The organism is Sulfuriferula thiophila, assembly GCF_003864975.1.
In the GTDB taxonomy this organism is placed as follows: Bacteria; Pseudomonadota; Gammaproteobacteria; order Burkholderiales; family Sulfuriferulaceae; genus Sulfuriferula; species Sulfuriferula thiophila.
The window spans coordinates 546,064-560,965 of sequence record NZ_BHGL01000007.1; the positions used below are offsets into that span (position 1 = coordinate 546,064).

The following is a 14,902-nucleotide window of genomic DNA, read 5'->3' on the forward strand; positions in this document are numbered from 1 at the left end:
AATCCGGTATGCGCGCAATTCTGGTGGCCAATCCCAAGGGCGGCAGTGGCAAAACCACGCTGGCCGTCAGTCTTGCCGGTGCTTTAGCGGCTGCAGGGCAAAATGTGCGCCTGCTGGATCTGGACAAGCAGCAATCAGCGACAGTCTGGCTGGCACGCCGCGCAGCCGAGCTGCCACCGATCTGGCTGTTCGATCGGGCTCAGGGCACAACAGGGCGGGAAGGCTGGCTTATTATCGACTCGCCAGCCGGCTTGCACGGTAAAAACCTGGAACGTGCGCTGAAACTGGTGGAGCGGGTGATCGTGCCGATCGCGCCGTCGTTGTTCGACATAGAAGCCAGCCGCTCTTTTTTAAACGCGCTGCAGGAAGAAAAAGCCATACGCAAGGAACGCGCTTTCATAGGCATGGTCGGCATGCGCGTGGCGCCACGCACCCGCGCCGCGTCGATCCTCGAAACATTCCTGCTGGAAAACAACCTGCCGGTACTTGCCCATTTGCAGGAAACCCAGGCGTATATTAATGCCGCGTTTGAAGGCAAAAGCGTGTTTGATTTACCACCCAGACTGACCGAACGCGAGCGTGAGCAATGGCAACCTTTATTAGCCTGGCTCGACGCTGCACAGTAGGTATGTACTGTGCGGAACTAGCGCATCTATCTGCTATCATGCACCGAAATAGTATATACAATTCATTATCGCAATTAACTTTAAGGGGTAGCACATGAAACTGATTATTAACGCCGCAGCAATCGCGTTGGTGATGGTAGCCAGCCAAGCAAGCGCAGCTGACAATACTGGCCTGTCCTTGGCGCAAAAGAACGCCTGTATGACTTGCCACTCCGTTGACAAGAAAATCGTTGGCCCGGCTTACAAAGATGTCGCCGCCAAGTACAAAGGCGACAAAACTGCCGAAGCCCATCTGATGGACAAAGTTAAAAAGGGCGGTGCCGGTGTATGGGGTCAGATCCCTATGCCACCTAACCCGCAAGTTAAAGACGAAGACTTGCGTGTTATCGTCAAATGGATACTGGCATTGCAAAACTGATGTCATGCTGCACAATGACAGGCCGACAGTAATGTCGGCCTGTTTTTTTTGGGGCCTGGATTCACCTGCGTAAGGCTTTGTGGTATAACAAAAGCGTTTGTTACATTACGTTATTCTACGGAGCAGTCCCTTGAAGCCCATGCTACGCAACACCCTATTGGCCGCACTTGTCGCCACCCTCTTTGTCACTGGTTGCAGCAAGCAAAACCAGACCGCCGGCGGCGATAATATTATCAAAATCGGCTCCGCCTCACCGCTGACCGGGCCTCAGGCACACCTCGGCAAAGACAATGAAAATGGTGCACAGCTGGCCGTAGATGAAATCAACGCAGCAGGGCTCACGCTGGATGGCAAAAAAGTCCGCATCGACCTGATTGCAGAAGACGACCAGGCCGATCCTAAAGCCGCAACGACCGTGGCGCAGAAGCTGGTCGATGATGGCATCGTCGGTGTAATTGGTCATTTGAATTCCGGCGCCACGATACCCGCCTCAAAAATTTACTTTGATGCCGGCATCCCGCAAATTTCCCCGTCAGCCACCGCCGTCAGCTATACCGCTCAGGGCTACAACACCGCTTACCGGGTCATGACCAACGACAAACAGCAGGGTCAGGTACTGGGTCAATATGCAGTCAAACAGCTTGGTGCCAAAAATGTCGCCGTGATTGACGACCGCACCGCTTACGGTCAGGGTCTGGCTGATGAATTCGAAAAGGCGGTCAAAGCCGCTGGCGGCAGCGTAGTCGCCCGCGAATACACCACCGACAAATCCACCGATTTCATGGCGATTCTGACTTCGATCAAATCGCATAGTCCGCAAGTGGTGTTCTTCGGCGGCATGGATCCACAAGCTGCCCCGCTGGCGAAACAGATGAAGCAGCTAGGTCTGACCGCGCAGTTATTGGGTGGCGACGGCATGCAGACGCCTAAATTTATCAGCCTGGCTAATAGTGACGCGGAAGGCACCATTGCCTCCAACCCCGGCCTGCCACTCGACAGCATGCCCGGTGGCAAGTCATTCAAAGAGAAATTCAACGCCCGCTTCGGGGAAATTCAGAACTACGCACCCTATGCTTACGATGCGGTATATGTAATGGTTGCAGCAATGCAACGCGCACATAGCTCCGACCCGGCCAAATATCTGGCTGAGATGCCCAAAACAGACTATCAGGGCGTCACCGGACATATCCGTTTTGACAGCAAAGGCGATCTGACTGATGGCGCAGTCACCTTATACCAGGTTAAATCCGGTAAGTGGCAAACCCTGCAAACCATACAGAACAGTAAGTAGGCCGGCTGATGGATATTTTCGTGCAACAGCTGATCAACGGGCTGGTGCTGGGTAGCGTATACGCACTGGTTGCGCTGGGCTACACCATGGTCTACGGCATACTGGAGCTGATCAACTTTGCCCACGGCGAAGTCACCATGTTTGGCGCGATGATCGCATTGGCAGTGATTTCTGCCTTGATCGGTGCCGGAGTGGATTTACCCGGCGTTGTTGTTGCCTTACTCGGTCTGCTCGCCGCCATTCCCGCATGCATGGCACTGGGCTATACCATAGAGCGCGTGGCTTACCGGCCATTGCGTCATGCCCCGCGACTGGCACCGCTGATCACCGCCATCGGCGTGTCTATCGTACTGCAGAACGTCGCGATGCTGATCTGGGGCCGCCAATATATATCCTTTCCTCCCATCCTGCCGCAGGGCTATCATAATCTTCTGGGCGCACGCATCACGGATGTGCAAATTGTCATCCTGATCACCTCGGTGGTACTGATGATTGCACTGACGCTCTTGGTACAGCGCACCCGTCTCGGCCGCGCCATGCGTGCCACTGCACAATCGCCACAACTGGCCGGCCTGATGGGCGTAAACGCCAACACCGTTATCTCGCTCACCTTCATCATCGGCTCTGCGCTAGCCGCTGTTGCCGGCGTTATGGTAAGTGCTTACTACGGCCTGGCACACTATTACATGGGATTCCTGCTCGGTCTGAAAGCCTTCTCTGCAGCGGTCTTGGGTGGTATCGGCAACCTGGCCGGCGCCATGCTCGGCGGCTTGCTGCTGGGCGTAATCGAAAGCCTGGGTGCGGGTTATATCGGCGACATTACCGGTGGCTTCCTCGGCAGCAACTATCAGGATGTGTTCGCCTTTTTTGTGCTGATATTAGTGCTGATCATCCGGCCTTCCGGCTTGCTGGGCGAACGCGTCGGTGAGCGGGCCTGATGAAAACACGCAGTAAATCGGTATGGCTTACCTTTATCGTGCTCGCCGTAGGTCTGGCGCTGTTACCCATACTGGTACAGGCCGGGCTGGGTCGCTCGTGGGTACGAGTGATGGACCTGGCGCTACTGTACATCATGCTGGCAGTGGGGCTGAACATCGTGGTTGGTTATGCCGGCCTGCTGGATCTGGGCTATATCGCATTTTATGCAGTCGGCGCTTACTGTTACGCACTGCTGGCTTCGCCGCAGTTTGGTCTGCACTTGCCGTTCTGGGCATTGCTGCCCATCGGTGCTGCTGCCGCCGGACTGTTCGGGGTATTGCTGGGCGCGCCGACACTGCGGCTGCGCGGTGATTATCTGGCCATCGTCACCCTCGGCTTCGGCGAGATCATCCGCATCTTTCTCAACAACCTCAACGCGCCAGTCAACATTACCAATGGCCCGCAAGGCGTCAACCTGATCGACCCTATCCGCATCGCCGGCTTTTCGTTCGGCAAGACCCACCATCTGTTCGGGCTTACGCTGTCTTCGCCGCAACTGTATTACTATCTGTTTTTAGCACTCACCCTCGTCACTATTTTTATCGCGCTACGCCTGCAGGATTCCCGCATCGGCCGGGCCTGGGCAGCGATTCGCGAGGATGAGCTGGCCGCGCAGGCTACCGGCATTAACGTACGCAATATCAAGCTGCTGGCATTTGCGATGGGCGCGACCTTCGGCGGCGTGGCTGGCGGCCTGTTCGCCGGATTCCAGGGTTTCATCAGCCCAGAGAGCTTCAATCTGATGGAATCAGTCATGATCCTGTGCATGATCGTACTCGGCGGCATGGGTAATATTCCCGGCGTTGTGCTCGGCGCCATCCTGCTCACCGTGTTGCCAGAAGCCTTGCGCTACGTCGGCGACTGGCAACGTGCCTGGATCGGTCATGTGGTGATTGATCCCACCGACTTGCGCATGCTGCTGTTCGGCATGGCGCTGATCCTGATGATGCTGTTCCGTCCTGCAGGACTGCTGCCGTCCAATCGTCATAAGCGCGAGTATCACAATGAGTCCTGACATTATTCGCGTAGAAGGCATCAGCAAGCACTTCGGCGGTATCCGCGCCTTGCATGAAGTGTCGCTGTCGGTGCGTAAAGGCGAGATTCTCGGCCTGATTGGTCCCAATGGTGCCGGCAAAACCACGCTGTTCAACATCCTCACCGGGCTGTACACTGCCAGCAGCGGGCAATTATGGTTCAACAATCAGACTATGCTGGGCATGAAACCGCATCAGGTACTGCAACTCGGCATCGCCCGCACGTTTCAGAACATCCGCCTGTTTGCTGACATGAGCGTGCTGGAAAACGTCATGGTCGGCCGCCACGCCCGTACCCATGCCGGCATTATCGGCGCCATTTTGCGCAACCGCGGCACACGCATCGAAGAAGCCGCCATTCGCCAGCGTGCCCAGGAATTACTGGCACTGGTCGGCATTACCCGGCACAGCAACACGCTGGCAAAAAATCTGTCCTACGGCGACCAGCGCCGTCTGGAAATCGCCCGCGCACTGGCGACCGTCCCGCAAGTGCTGGCGTTGGATGAACCGGCAGCGGGCATGAACCCCGCCGAACGCGACACGCTGAAACAGCTGATCCGTACCCTGCGCGACCAGCTCGGCCTGACCCTGATCGTGATCGAACACGACGTCAAACTGATGATGAGCCTGTGTGACCGCATTGCGGTACTCGATTTTGGCGAAAAAATTGCCGAAGATGTGCCGGCACAGATCCGCACCAATCCGCGCGTCATCAGCGCTTATCTGGGGGCAGAAGCATGAGCGAACTGCTCAACATCCACGAATTACGCGTCGCTTACGGGCAAATCCATGCCGTACAAGGCGTCAGCCTGAGCGTAGCCGAAGGCGAACGCGTGTGCCTGATTGGTGCTAACGGCGCCGGTAAAACCACGCTGCTCAAGGCCATTGCCGGCATGCTGCCCAGCGCAGGCGGCAGCGTACATTTTGCCGGGAAGCCCATCACCCGCTTGCCCTCGTATCAGATCGTGCCGCTCGGTATCGCGCTGGTGCCGGAAGGGCGCGGCATCTTCTCCCGGCTCAGTGTTGCCGAAAATCTGGAAATGGGTGCCTATATCCGCCGCGACAGCGCCGCTGTCAGACAGGAAATCGACACCATTTATCAACGTTATCCGCGTCTGGGCGAACGCCGAGCACAGCCAGCCGGGCAACTCTCCGGCGGCGAACAGCAACTGCTCGCCATCAATCGAGCCCTGCTGTCGCGCCCGCGCCTGCTGCTGCTGGATGAACCGAGCATGGGCCTGGCGCCGCTGATGGTCAACGCCATCTTCGCCACCCTGCAGGAAGCACATCAGCAAGGTGTAGCGCTACTGCTGGTGGAACAAAATGCCCGTCTGGCACTGGCCCATAGTGATCGCGGCTACATTATCGAAACCGGTAAAATCACCCAGCAGGATATTGCTGCCGAACTTGCCGCCAACACGGATATCAAGAAAGCCTATTTCGGCGAATAAACCGGCAACAGAGCAACGCCTGCTGCCGCTTCAAGCTGATAACACTCTTAATAAATACTGCACTTTTCTGCCTGTGACACTCTGTTCCCTAGCGCACAGACTTACTTATTCAAAAAGAGTAATATCAAATTCCGAATCAGCAGAAACGTATCGCTGCTTCGAAAGCAATATCGAGCCGAATTTAACCATGACACTTCCAGAATAAGGACTCACACCATGAATCTGCACCTGACCATCGGCCCACTTGTTGCACTCATCGCCGGCATCCTTATTCTGATCATGCCCAGAATGCTGAATCTGATCGTGGCTATTTATCTGATCATCATTGGTCTGATTGGCCTGTTCGGTACCGGCAGCTTTCATTAATTAAGTACGTTAACTGTAACAGTCACCCCTCCTGGAGATTCAAAATGCGTAAATTACTCATCAGTACACTCGTAGCAAGCATTGCACTCACCGGCTGCGCCAATATGTCGGAAACACAAAAAGGCACAGCGACAGGTGCCGGAATAGGCGCCGGCCTCGGTGCGATCATCGGCGCCACAACAGCGGGGGGTGGCGGTAGCCGTGCAGCCACTGGCGCAGCCCTGGGTGGTATTGCCGGTGCAGTTGCCGGCAATATATGGTCGAAAAAAATGGAAGCGCAGAAACAGCAGATGGAGCAAGCTACCCAGGGAACTGGCGTACAAGTCAGCCAGACGCCGGATAACCGTTTGAAACTGGAGATTCCTAGCGACATTTCATTTGAAACCGGCCGTTCGGACATACAACCGAATTTCCGCGCGATTCTGGATAAATTCGCCAGCAGCCTCAATGACAACCCGGCCACTATGGTTACTATTGTCGGCCATACCGACAATACCGGCAGCGATGCGATTAACAATCCATTATCACAGGATCGCGCCGCGCGCACCCGTGATTACCTGACCACCCGTGGCGTTGCGCCGGCGCGTTTCACCATCAATGGCCGTGGTTCACATGAGCCGGTTGCGTCGAATGACACCAGCGCCGGCCGTGCCAAGAACCGTCGTGTGGAAATTTTTGTAGCACAGCCACAGCAGTAAACGCCAGCCGACGACCAGCATGTACCATGGCGAACGCTTCAATGCAATCAGCCATCTGGTTGGCGCCGTATTGGCGCTGGCTGGCGGGGTACTGCTGATCGTACTGGCTGCACTGCACGGCAATGCATTAAAGATAATCGGCATCTCCATTTACAGCACCACGCTGGTGTTGCTGTATACCATATCCACGCTCTATCATAGCTTGCGCGGTCGTGCTAAAGACGTGCTGCGCAAACTCGACTACCAGGCAATCTACCTCCTGATTGCGGGGAGTTACACGCCGTTCTGTCTGGTAACACTGCACGGCACCTGGGGCTGGACACTGCTCGCTATCGTATGGACGCTAGCCATACTGGGCATGCTGCAAGAGCTGCGTCCCAAAAACTCGGCCAGAATACTCTCCGTGGTGATCTACGTGCTCATGGGCTGGGTTGCGCTCGCCGCCATCAAGCCATTGATGCACGCATTAGGCACTGCCGGATTTATCTGGCTGGCCGCTGGCGGGCTGCTGTATACCGGCGGTATCATCTTTTATGCCTACGATTACAAATTCAAACACTGGCACGGCATCTGGCATCTGTTCGTCGTTGCTGGCAGTGCTGCGCATTATTTTACCATCCTGTTTTATGTTGTCTGATCCGCCAGTCGCTTAAAAACCCGCGCAATTCCGTACCTAATACGCCACCCTGAAATTCGGCCTGATAAGCCCGTATTTCCTGTTCAAAAGTCCTGCAATGTGAGTTAACAATTGTTGACAGTCGTCTTTTCAATTAGTCATTACAATGGAACCAACCGAACTCAATTGCAGGAGAAAACCATGAACAAGTTAGCCATTATCAATTGCTTGCGCGACAGTAAAAAAGCCCATAAGGCTTTGGTCAATCACGTTCACGCACTCATCGAAGGCCTATCACTGGATGAGCCTTTTGCCTATGCGCAAAGTCTGACGAATAATGCTGACCGCAGCTACTGTGCCGAACACCAGGCTTTATCGCAGCTCGCCTTGTTCCGCATGATGGAAGAATCCAAAGCTGCTTATTTGGAAATACGCACACACCTGAAAGTGCTCGACAAGGCAGAAAATACGTCCCTGCTTGGACGCTTGTTTGGCGGCGATAAAGTGCTGGAATTGGAAAAACTGCTAGCCAGCCATCAGGTTAACGAATTGCTGACCCAGATCAAAACCCAGACCAGACAGATTGTGAGCGACATCGATGCGCTTACCGATAAAATAGTCAAAATGAGCGATCTTGAACTGCAGGTGCTACTCGCACCGCAAACGGCCCTGACAGATGCTGCCCTCAATGACAACCGGCATGCCGCCTGAATTGCCGGGCTGGTGAATCCCGAGCATGAATAACAGAATAGAAAATGCTTAAGACGTAAGATAAATGTAAGCAACTGCATGATATTGTTGAAAATATCATGCTGCTTATGGAGACAAGCTTGCGCACCACCACCTCAATGCATCACCACCCTGAACAGGGTGGCATACTGATACAAAGCCCCACACTAGCGCACATAATCACCGCCCAGCAAGCTTTGCAGCAACAACTGGAAACTCTGAAGCTGCACCGTTTTGTACACACCATCCTGTCTGCAGAATCAGGCCGCTATAGCATACGTTTCCTGCTCCACGAGGAAATTGCAGGCGAGTGGGCGCCTGATTGCGACACCATGCAATTATGCACCCACCTGCAACTGGACACCCAAACCAGCAGCACAGACCTGACGCGAGAAATCCTGCTGGCCATGCTGCTGAGTCCGGTGGCTTTCGAATTTCCAAGTCATGACGAGCTGCAAGCGGCGGTGCGCATCCGCCACAACATAGTCACAGCCGGACGCAGCACCGCAATGGCGTTTGATACCGCAGCAGCAGAACGCCCTGCGGAATACTGGACCTACAGTGAAGAAAACGGTTTCACCGTATTGCCAGGCCAACCCCTGATCAAGGCACTGCAGAAAGCCACACAACCCGACGACTCCGGTAAGCTGTATTCATTCTCCTGTTACCGCGCCACCGAATACGTCATTCTGCTCGGTATCGCGCAAGAGCTCATGGCCAGCAACCCGGCGCTGCACCAGCAACTGCAACAACAATGGGAACAACAAGCCATTATGTCGGGCAAATTCCATGATGTATTTTTACGCGAATACGGCTCCATGGAAACGCCGTTACCACCCAAATACTATGTCCCCGGCGACCGCCTGTGGTTTCGCAATCCTGACCCGCATTCCTCGGATATCATGGGCTACGAAGGTTCATGGGTGTTCTATCTCGGCAACGGGTTATTCAGCAATTTCTGGAAACGCGACCAGCCCTACACCCTGACCAGCAAATGCCTGGAACTGTACCACTGGCGCAACGCGACTTATCATGATCTGGCCGGTGAATTGCAGCTCGACGAATCCGTAGTAGAAGCCCGGGTGAGCGAATCCATGCAAGACCCCGTCGAGGTCGAACGTATCCTGACGCAAATGCTGCGACTGCGCGAGCCTACAGGCGTCTATGTCGAGGGAGGCTGCATCGACACAACCCGCGAATATCCGCGCTGGGTGTGCCCGCACACGGCCGATCTGGGATTGTGTATAAGTTAATCCGGCGTGCCAGTTGATGCACTATGCGTCTTGAACAACGCCAGCGTCAACTCCCGTGCCTGCGCATGATTGACTACGGGCGCTGGGTAATCCTGCCCGATTTTCACCCCGAAATCCTGTTGCTGTGCTGCTGACAGTAGCCAGGGCGCATGAATTAATTTGGCTGGCACGGCGGCAAGCTCAGGCAGATAACGCTTGATGAATCGACCTTCAGCATCGAAGCGTTGTGACTGGGTGACGGGGTTAAAGATGCGGAACCACGGTTGCGCATCACAGCCAGTGGACGCGCACCACTGCCAGCCGCCATTGTTGGCGGCAAAGTCATAGTCAAGCAGCTGTTCAGCAAAATACGCCTCGCCCCAGCGCCAGTCCACATGCAGATCCTTCACCAGAAACGACGCGGCAATCATGCGCAGGCGGTTATGCATATAGCCAGTCTGGTTGAGCTGACGCATTGCGGCGTCGACGACAGGATAGCCAGTGCGCGCCTGACACCAGGCTTCAAAATGCCCGGGTGGATTCGGCCAGACGATAGCATCAAAGTCGGATTTATAGCTATGCCCTAACGCCAGTTCAGGATGATGGCATAATACCTGCTGATAAAACTCGCGCCAGATCAGCTCCGATAGCCAGGTCTGCGCCCCGGCACCGCCATGGTGATAGGCATAATTCACCAACTGGCGAATGGAAAGGGTACCAAAGCGTAAATGCACAGACAGATACGACGGCCCCTTAATGGCAGGGAAATCGCGGGCATCCTGATAGCGGTCGATACGCTCAACAAAATCCTCCCACAATTGTGCTGCACCATCCACACCGGTCTTGATACCCAGTTGCTGTAAATTGCTGCGCTCAAACCCAAGCTCAGCCAGCTCCGGCATGCTTTGCGGCAACAGCGGGGCGTAATCAGCCTCACTTGGATAGGGTTGCAGGTATAGTGGGGTGAGTTTTTTCAACCAGGCATTTTTGTACGGTGTGAATACGCCAAAAGGCTTACCGGTTTGCGTCAGCACCTCGTCGCATTCAAACACCACCTGATCCTTGTAGCTGTACAAATGCCGACCCACCGCCGTCAATTGCTCAGCCACCAGCGCATCACGCTGCAAAGCCAGTGGCTCGTAATCACGATTGCAGAATACCGCATCGGCATCATATTCTGCGGCCAGTTGCGGAATCAGCTCAACCGCCGAGCCATGGCGCACAACCAGACTGCTGCCACGCGCCTCCAGCGTCCGTTTTAATGCGCTGACACACTCCCAGATGAATTCCACCCGCCGGTCCTGCCGCGGCAAGTCTTGCAATATTTCGCTGTCAAAGATGAACACCACCACAACTTGCCCGGCAGCGATCGCCGCATGGTGCAGCGCGGCATGATCGTGCAGACGCAGATCACGGCGCAGCCAGAGCAGGGCAGTTTCGGGTTTATCGGTTTTCATCAATTAACGCCGCCGGTGCAACACGCGCCAGCCCAATAATACGGTCAGTACCGCCGCGTAGATCAGCGGCTGGGTCAGGTCCTTTTTCACCAGCCAGGCGTAGTGCAGCACACCGAGTATGGCAATCACATACACCAGCCGGTGCAGCAGTTGCCAGCGTCTGGCACCCAGACGCCGAATCATGTTATTGCTGGAAGTCAGCGCCAGCGGGATCAGCAACACAAAAGCACTGAATCCCACGGTAATGAACGGCCGCTTGTACACATCCTTGATGATCGCGGCAAAATCAAAGAACTGATCGAGCCAGATGTAGGTAATGAAATGCAGACAGGCATAAAAAAATGAAAACAGGCCGAGCATGCGTCGCACCCGCAGCAGGCTGTTCCAGCCGCTCAGTTGCCGTAACGGCGTCACCGTCAGCGTCAGCATCAGGCCAACCAGCGTCCAGGTGCCGCTGGAACGGGTAATGAATTCGATGGGATTGGTGCCGAGGCCATCCGTCACCCCGAGGAAAATCAGACGCAGCAGGGGATAACATGCCAGCACAAACACCCCGATCTTGAGCCAGCGTAGCTGTGCCGCCGATGCCACCGCCATTAATAGTATTTCCGCAGATCCATGCCGCGATACAGCTGTGCCACCTGATCGCCGTAACCGTTAAACGCCAGCGTGTCGCGCTTGAAGAATTCGCCGATACGGCGCTCCTTGGCCTGACTCCAGCGCGGATGATCGACCGCAGGGTTCACGTTCGAGTAGAAGCCGTATTCACTCGGCGCGCTGCGTCCCCATGCTGTTGCCGGCTGCTGCTCGGTAAAGCGGATACGCACGATGGCCTTGGCACTCTTGAAACCGTATTTCCACGGCACAACCAATCGTATCGGCGCGCCGTTCTGGTTGGGCAGGGTCTGCCCGTACAAACCCACCGCCAGTATGGTCAGCGGATGCATCGCCTCGTCCAGACGCAGGCCTTCGATATACGGCCAGTCCAGCACTGCGCGGCGCTGCCCGGTCATTTGTGCCGGGTCGTGCAGCGTAGTAAATTCAACGTACTTGGCATTGCCGGTCGGCTCCACCTGCCGGATCAGACTCGCCAGCGGAATACCCACCCATGGAATCACCATCGACCAGCCTTCCACACAACGCATCCGGTAGATACGCTCTTCCAGCGGGAAAGCCTTGAGCAGCGCGTCGATATCCCACACCTTGGGATGTTTGACTTCGCCCTCGATGCTTACCGTCCACGGCCGGGTTTTCAGGTTTTGTGCGTTTTCGGCGGGGTCGGACTTGTCAGTACCGAATTCGTAATAGTTGTTGTAGGTAGTGACGTCCTTGTACGGCGTCTGCTTCTCCGGCGTGCTATAGCGGTTATTCACCACCGCCGCCAATCGCACACTGGCCTCGCTCACCCCTGGCAACAATGCTCCGGCAGCGACGACCGCCCCAGCCTGCATGAACTGACGGCGGCGCAGATACACCGCCTCCGGGGTAATTTCAGAGGACGGAATATCCTTGGTAGAACGTATGAGCATGGCGCATCTCCTGATTATTTACATATGTTGCCGGCTGTCCACGAACCACACGAAAAGCACGAAAATAAACCACAGACTCTTCAATTCTTATGCTAACAGGCAACCACCACGGTCAAATCATGCTTAAGTGCATTTGTTTCGTTTTTGCATTTTTTCGTGCTTTTCGTGTCTTTAGTGGACAATGCCTTTCGCCCAAGGTTCACGCTAACGCATCAGCCCAGCACCCGCTCCAGCGCAAACAGTGCCAGTATCGCTTCGCGTTCCCGCACCAGCGTTACCTTGCCATCATGCACCATCACTTCGGCAGCACGCGGGCGGGTATTGTAGTTCGAGCTCATCGACATGCCGTAAGCGCCGGCGGATTTGATCGCCAGCAGGTCGCCCTCGGCCAGCGCCAAAGGCCGTTCGTGGCCAAGGAAATCGCCACTTTCGCACACTGGTCCGACAATTTCATAAACCTCGGTGGCGTCATCGCGCGGATTGACCGGCACGATAGCGTGATAAGCGTCATACAGGGCAGGGCGCATCAGATCGTTCATCGCCGCGTCGACGATAGCGAAATTTTTCTCGGTGCCCTGTTTCAGGTATTCCACCCGCGTCAGCAGCACGCCGGCATTGCCCACCAGCGCCCGACCCGGCTCCACCAGTATGGTCTGCTTGCGGCCTTCGAGTTTCTGCAGCAGCGCGCCAAGATAATCCTGCACCAGCGGCGGGGTTTCATCCTGATAACAGATACCCAGACCACCGCCCAGATCCAGATGGTGCAACTCGATACCTTCCAGCGCGAGCTGATCGACTAATGCCAGCACGCGATCCAGCGCATCGGCAAACGGTCGGGTTTCGGTGAGTTGCGAACCGATATGGCAGTCGATACCGGTAATTTCCAGATGCGGCAACGCCGCAGCCAGACGATACAGACGCAGCGCATCTTCATGCGCCACGCCGAATTTGTTGCCTTTCAGCCCGGTAGAGATATACGGGTGGGTCTTGGCATCTACATCGGGATTAACGCGCAAGCTGATCGGCGCGATCCGGCCCATCTCGCCCGCGACTTCGTTGAGACGGTACAGCTCGCTCTCCGATTCCACGTTAAAGCACAAAATACCGTGCGCCAGTGCCAGCCGCATCTCGTCGCTGGTTTTACCCACACCGGAAAACACCACCTTGGCCGCATCGCCACCCGCGGCCAGCACACGCTGCAGCTCGCCGCCGGACACGATATCAAAGCCCGCGCCGAGGCGGGCAAAAGTGTTCAGAATCGCCAGCGTAGGGTTGGCTTTCACCGCGTAACACACCAGATGAGGCCGCGACTGCAAAGCCTGATCGAAAGCATGGTATGCCGCCTCCAGCGTGGCGTGGTCGTAGACATAACAAGGCGTACTGTAAGTTTCCGCGATATGGTTTAAATCAGCGGCGTTAAAAGGGGATAAATCAGTCACATTCATGGTTGAGTCGCTTGCGTTTGAGTCGGTTTTTGGGGAAGATACAATGCGCCTTTGGTGCCGCAGCCTGTCAGCGATAACAGTGCGGCGCACAATATGGCCTGAATAATGTAAGTAAAAGCACGGCGTTGCATATCAATGTCTTTTAAGTAAACGAACATGAACGAAGTCTATCATGAGGGACCACCATGACCGAAACCGAATTTAACCAACTCACCGACGAAACCTTCCGCCAGATCGAATCCGCCCTGGAAAACGCCGACGGCGATGTCGACTTCGAACTCGCCGCCGGCAATGTTCTCGAAATTGACTGCGGCGCAGGCGGCAAGATCATCGTCAACCGCCAGGCCGCCATGCATGAAATGTGGGTCGCCGCCAAATCCGGTGGCTTTCATTACAAATGGGAAGACAACGCCTGGCGCAACTCGCGCGATGGCAGCGAAATGTTTGCCAGCCTGGCGCAGATGATAGCGCAGCAGGGTGGGGGTAGGGTTGAGTTTGGTTAATTGCTATTTCGATCTGTTTTATTAATTTTAATCGGCACCAAACAGGTGTCTAAATAACGTTAGATGACGCCTTATGGAAATAATCGCAAAAGTTTTCCTCCTTATAATCGCCATAATGGCAGTTGGCGTTTATTTGATCATTTGGGCAATCGCATACCAACACGTGGTTGGCATAGAGAAATGGTCAAAGCAGTACGCCATCCTATCCCCAGCCTGGGTGTTTAATAACAACTTACTGCCACCAGAGCATGATTATTTAAGAAAACAAGCATTGTTGTGCGTGGTGGTGTATTCGTGTGCTGGGGGTGTTTTATGGCTTATGCCGTAGCAGAAACGCTGTTCACATCTAACATTGCAGTCAAGTGGGACTGGCCGTTATGCAGCTTCGGTTGGGCTTGTGGTATTGTTTTGCTTTCCGGGCTACGTTGCGCTCCAGACGTGGCCAGCCCCTTACTTTTATACATGGACGCCCACTTTTTTGCCAAGCCCCCAATCAATAATTTTGAGTATAGGTAAAGATTGCAGCCAT

General features: G+C 55.1%; 19 protein-coding genes. 13 read left to right on the forward strand and 6 right to left on the reverse strand.

Going from position 1 to position 14,902, the window contains the following annotated elements:
• Window positions 1-8 precede the first annotated feature (8 nt).
• The 12 genes from EJE49_RS07415 to EJE49_RS07470 all read left to right on the forward strand — a co-directional run bounded on the left by EJE49_RS07415 (window position 9) and on the right by EJE49_RS07470 (window position 9,460).
• Window positions 9-626, forward strand: coding sequence for a nucleotide-binding protein (locus EJE49_RS07415; protein ID WP_124949752.1), 618 nt, complete (start codon window positions 9-11; stop codon window positions 624-626).
• Between the two features lie 94 nt (window positions 627-720).
• Window positions 721-1,044, forward strand: coding sequence for a c-type cytochrome (locus tag EJE49_RS07420; RefSeq protein ID WP_124949753.1), 324 nt, complete (start codon window positions 721-723; stop codon window positions 1,042-1,044).
• Window positions 1,045-1,183: 139 nt separating this feature from the next.
• Entirely contained in the window at window positions 1,184-2,335 is a 1,152-nt protein-coding gene (locus EJE49_RS07425) for a branched-chain amino acid ABC transporter substrate-binding protein (protein WP_124949804.1), read from the forward strand.
• A gap of 8 nt (window positions 2,336-2,343) precedes the next feature.
• On the forward strand, window positions 2,344-3,273 hold the full coding sequence (locus tag EJE49_RS07430) for a branched-chain amino acid ABC transporter permease (protein WP_124949754.1): 930 nt from the start codon (window positions 2,344-2,346) through the stop codon (window positions 3,271-3,273).
• Window positions 3,273-4,328 carry an ABC transporter permease subunit gene (locus tag EJE49_RS07435; protein WP_124949755.1) on the forward strand — a complete coding sequence of 352 codons (1,056 nt, stop codon included), beginning with the start codon at window positions 3,273-3,275 and terminating at the stop codon, window positions 4,326-4,328. Before EJE49_RS07430 ends, EJE49_RS07435 begins: the two co-directional genes overlap by 1 nt.
• Entirely contained in the window at window positions 4,318-5,088 is a 771-nt protein-coding gene (locus EJE49_RS07440; protein ID WP_124949756.1) for an ABC transporter ATP-binding protein, read from the forward strand. Before EJE49_RS07435 ends, EJE49_RS07440 begins: the two co-directional genes overlap by 11 nt.
• Window positions 5,085-5,798 (forward strand): ABC transporter ATP-binding protein, encoded by a 714-nt coding sequence (locus EJE49_RS07445; protein ID WP_124949757.1) that lies wholly within the window; start codon window positions 5,085-5,087, stop codon window positions 5,796-5,798. The genes EJE49_RS07440 and EJE49_RS07445 overlap by 4 nt, the downstream gene beginning before the upstream one ends.
• A 216-nt stretch (window positions 5,799-6,014) precedes the next feature.
• Complete coding sequence (locus EJE49_RS07450) at window positions 6,015-6,164, forward strand: DUF3096 domain-containing protein (protein WP_124949758.1); 150 nt, start codon at window positions 6,015-6,017, stop codon at window positions 6,162-6,164.
• Window positions 6,165-6,208: 44 nt separating this feature from the next.
• Window positions 6,209-6,862, forward strand: coding sequence for a YiaD family glycine zipper/OmpA-like lipoprotein (locus tag EJE49_RS07455; protein WP_124949759.1), 654 nt, complete (start codon window positions 6,209-6,211; stop codon window positions 6,860-6,862).
• 19 nt (window positions 6,863-6,881) lie between these two features.
• Window positions 6,882-7,499: a PAQR family membrane homeostasis protein TrhA gene (gene trhA / locus EJE49_RS07460; protein ID WP_124949760.1), complete on the forward strand. Its 618-nt coding sequence runs from the start codon at window positions 6,882-6,884 to the stop codon at window positions 7,497-7,499.
• Between the two features lie 180 nt (window positions 7,500-7,679).
• Complete coding sequence (locus tag EJE49_RS07465; protein ID WP_124949761.1) at window positions 7,680-8,189, forward strand: hypothetical protein; 510 nt, start codon at window positions 7,680-7,682, stop codon at window positions 8,187-8,189.
• A gap of 119 nt (window positions 8,190-8,308) precedes the next feature.
• A complete protein-coding gene (locus tag EJE49_RS07470) occupies window positions 8,309-9,460 on the forward strand; it encodes a TGL-type protein-glutamine gamma-glutamyltransferase (protein ID WP_189941756.1) in 1,152 nt (383 codons plus the stop codon).
• Here EJE49_RS07470 and EJE49_RS07475 read toward each other — a convergent pair.
• From EJE49_RS07475 to lptM, 5 genes are all read right to left on the reverse strand, one after another.
• Window positions 9,457-10,896, reverse strand: coding sequence for a cryptochrome/photolyase family protein (locus EJE49_RS07475; protein WP_124949762.1), 1,440 nt, complete (start codon window positions 10,894-10,896; stop codon window positions 9,457-9,459). The two genes, EJE49_RS07470 and EJE49_RS07475, sit on opposite strands and share 4 nt — an antisense overlap.
• Window positions 10,897-10,899: 3 nt before the next feature.
• Entirely contained in the window at window positions 10,900-11,493 is a 594-nt protein-coding gene (gene msrQ / locus EJE49_RS07480) for a protein-methionine-sulfoxide reductase heme-binding subunit MsrQ (protein ID WP_124949763.1), read from the reverse strand.
• Window positions 11,493-12,425, reverse strand: coding sequence for a protein-methionine-sulfoxide reductase catalytic subunit MsrP (gene msrP, locus EJE49_RS07485; protein ID WP_124949764.1), 933 nt, complete (start codon window positions 12,423-12,425; stop codon window positions 11,493-11,495). The genes msrQ and msrP overlap by 1 nt, the downstream gene beginning before the upstream one ends.
• Before the next feature lie 212 nt (window positions 12,426-12,637).
• Entirely contained in the window at window positions 12,638-13,870 is a 1,233-nt protein-coding gene (gene lysA, locus EJE49_RS07490) for a diaminopimelate decarboxylase (RefSeq protein ID WP_124949765.1), read from the reverse strand.
• Window positions 13,867-14,028 (reverse strand): LPS translocon maturation chaperone LptM, encoded by a 162-nt coding sequence (gene lptM / locus EJE49_RS14420; RefSeq protein ID WP_370685820.1) that lies wholly within the window; start codon window positions 14,026-14,028, stop codon window positions 13,867-13,869. The genes lysA and lptM overlap by 4 nt, the downstream gene beginning before the upstream one ends.
• Window positions 14,029-14,055: 27 nt before the next feature.
• Here lptM and cyaY point away from each other — a divergent pair, with 27 nt between their 5' ends.
• Entirely contained in the window at window positions 14,056-14,373 is a 318-nt protein-coding gene (cyaY, locus tag EJE49_RS07500) for an iron donor protein CyaY (RefSeq protein WP_124949767.1), read from the forward strand.
• 317 nt (window positions 14,374-14,690) lie between these two features.
• Here cyaY and EJE49_RS14210 read toward each other — a convergent pair.
• A partial coding sequence (locus tag EJE49_RS14210; RefSeq protein WP_223246789.1) for a hypothetical protein occupies window positions 14,691-14,902 on the reverse strand: 212 nt, incomplete at its 5' end.

Excerpts from the sequence above, each read along its gene's own strand:
- EJE49_RS07415 (WP_124949752.1), top strand. The coding sequence starts at position 9 with ATGCGCGCAATTCTGGTGGCCAATCCCAAGGGCGGCAGTGGCAAAACC.
- EJE49_RS07420 (WP_124949753.1), top strand. The coding sequence starts at position 721 with ATGAAACTGATTATTAACGCCGCAGCAATCGCGTTGGTGATGGTAGCC.
- EJE49_RS07425 (WP_124949804.1), top strand. The coding sequence starts at position 1,184 with ATGCTACGCAACACCCTATTGGCCGCACTTGTCGCCACCCTCTTTGTC.
- EJE49_RS07430 (WP_124949754.1), top strand. The coding sequence starts at position 2,344 with ATGGATATTTTCGTGCAACAGCTGATCAACGGGCTGGTGCTGGGTAGC.
- EJE49_RS07435 (WP_124949755.1), top strand. The coding sequence starts at position 3,273 with ATGAAAACACGCAGTAAATCGGTATGGCTTACCTTTATCGTGCTCGCC.
- EJE49_RS07440 (WP_124949756.1), top strand. The coding sequence starts at position 4,318 with ATGAGTCCTGACATTATTCGCGTAGAAGGCATCAGCAAGCACTTCGGC.
- EJE49_RS07445 (WP_124949757.1), top strand. The coding sequence starts at position 5,085 with ATGAGCGAACTGCTCAACATCCACGAATTACGCGTCGCTTACGGGCAA.
- EJE49_RS07450 (WP_124949758.1), top strand. The coding sequence starts at position 6,015 with ATGAATCTGCACCTGACCATCGGCCCACTTGTTGCACTCATCGCCGGC.
- EJE49_RS07455 (WP_124949759.1), top strand. The coding sequence starts at position 6,209 with ATGCGTAAATTACTCATCAGTACACTCGTAGCAAGCATTGCACTCACC.
- trhA (WP_124949760.1), top strand. The coding sequence starts at position 6,882 with ATGTACCATGGCGAACGCTTCAATGCAATCAGCCATCTGGTTGGCGCC.
- EJE49_RS07465 (WP_124949761.1), top strand. The coding sequence starts at position 7,680 with ATGAACAAGTTAGCCATTATCAATTGCTTGCGCGACAGTAAAAAAGCC.
- EJE49_RS07475 (WP_124949762.1), bottom strand. The coding sequence starts at position 10,896 with ATGAAAACCGATAAACCCGAAACTGCCCTGCTCTGGCTGCGCCGTGAT.
- msrQ (WP_124949763.1), bottom strand. The coding sequence starts at position 11,493 with ATGGCGGTGGCATCGGCGGCACAGCTACGCTGGCTCAAGATCGGGGTG.
- msrP (WP_124949764.1), bottom strand. The coding sequence starts at position 12,425 with ATGCTCATACGTTCTACCAAGGATATTCCGTCCTCTGAAATTACCCCG.
- lysA (WP_124949765.1), bottom strand. The coding sequence starts at position 13,870 with ATGAATGTGACTGATTTATCCCCTTTTAACGCCGCTGATTTAAACCAT.
- lptM (WP_370685820.1), bottom strand. The coding sequence starts at position 14,028 with ATGTTCGTTTACTTAAAAGACATTGATATGCAACGCCGTGCTTTTACT.
- cyaY (WP_124949767.1), top strand. The coding sequence starts at position 14,056 with ATGACCGAAACCGAATTTAACCAACTCACCGACGAAACCTTCCGCCAG.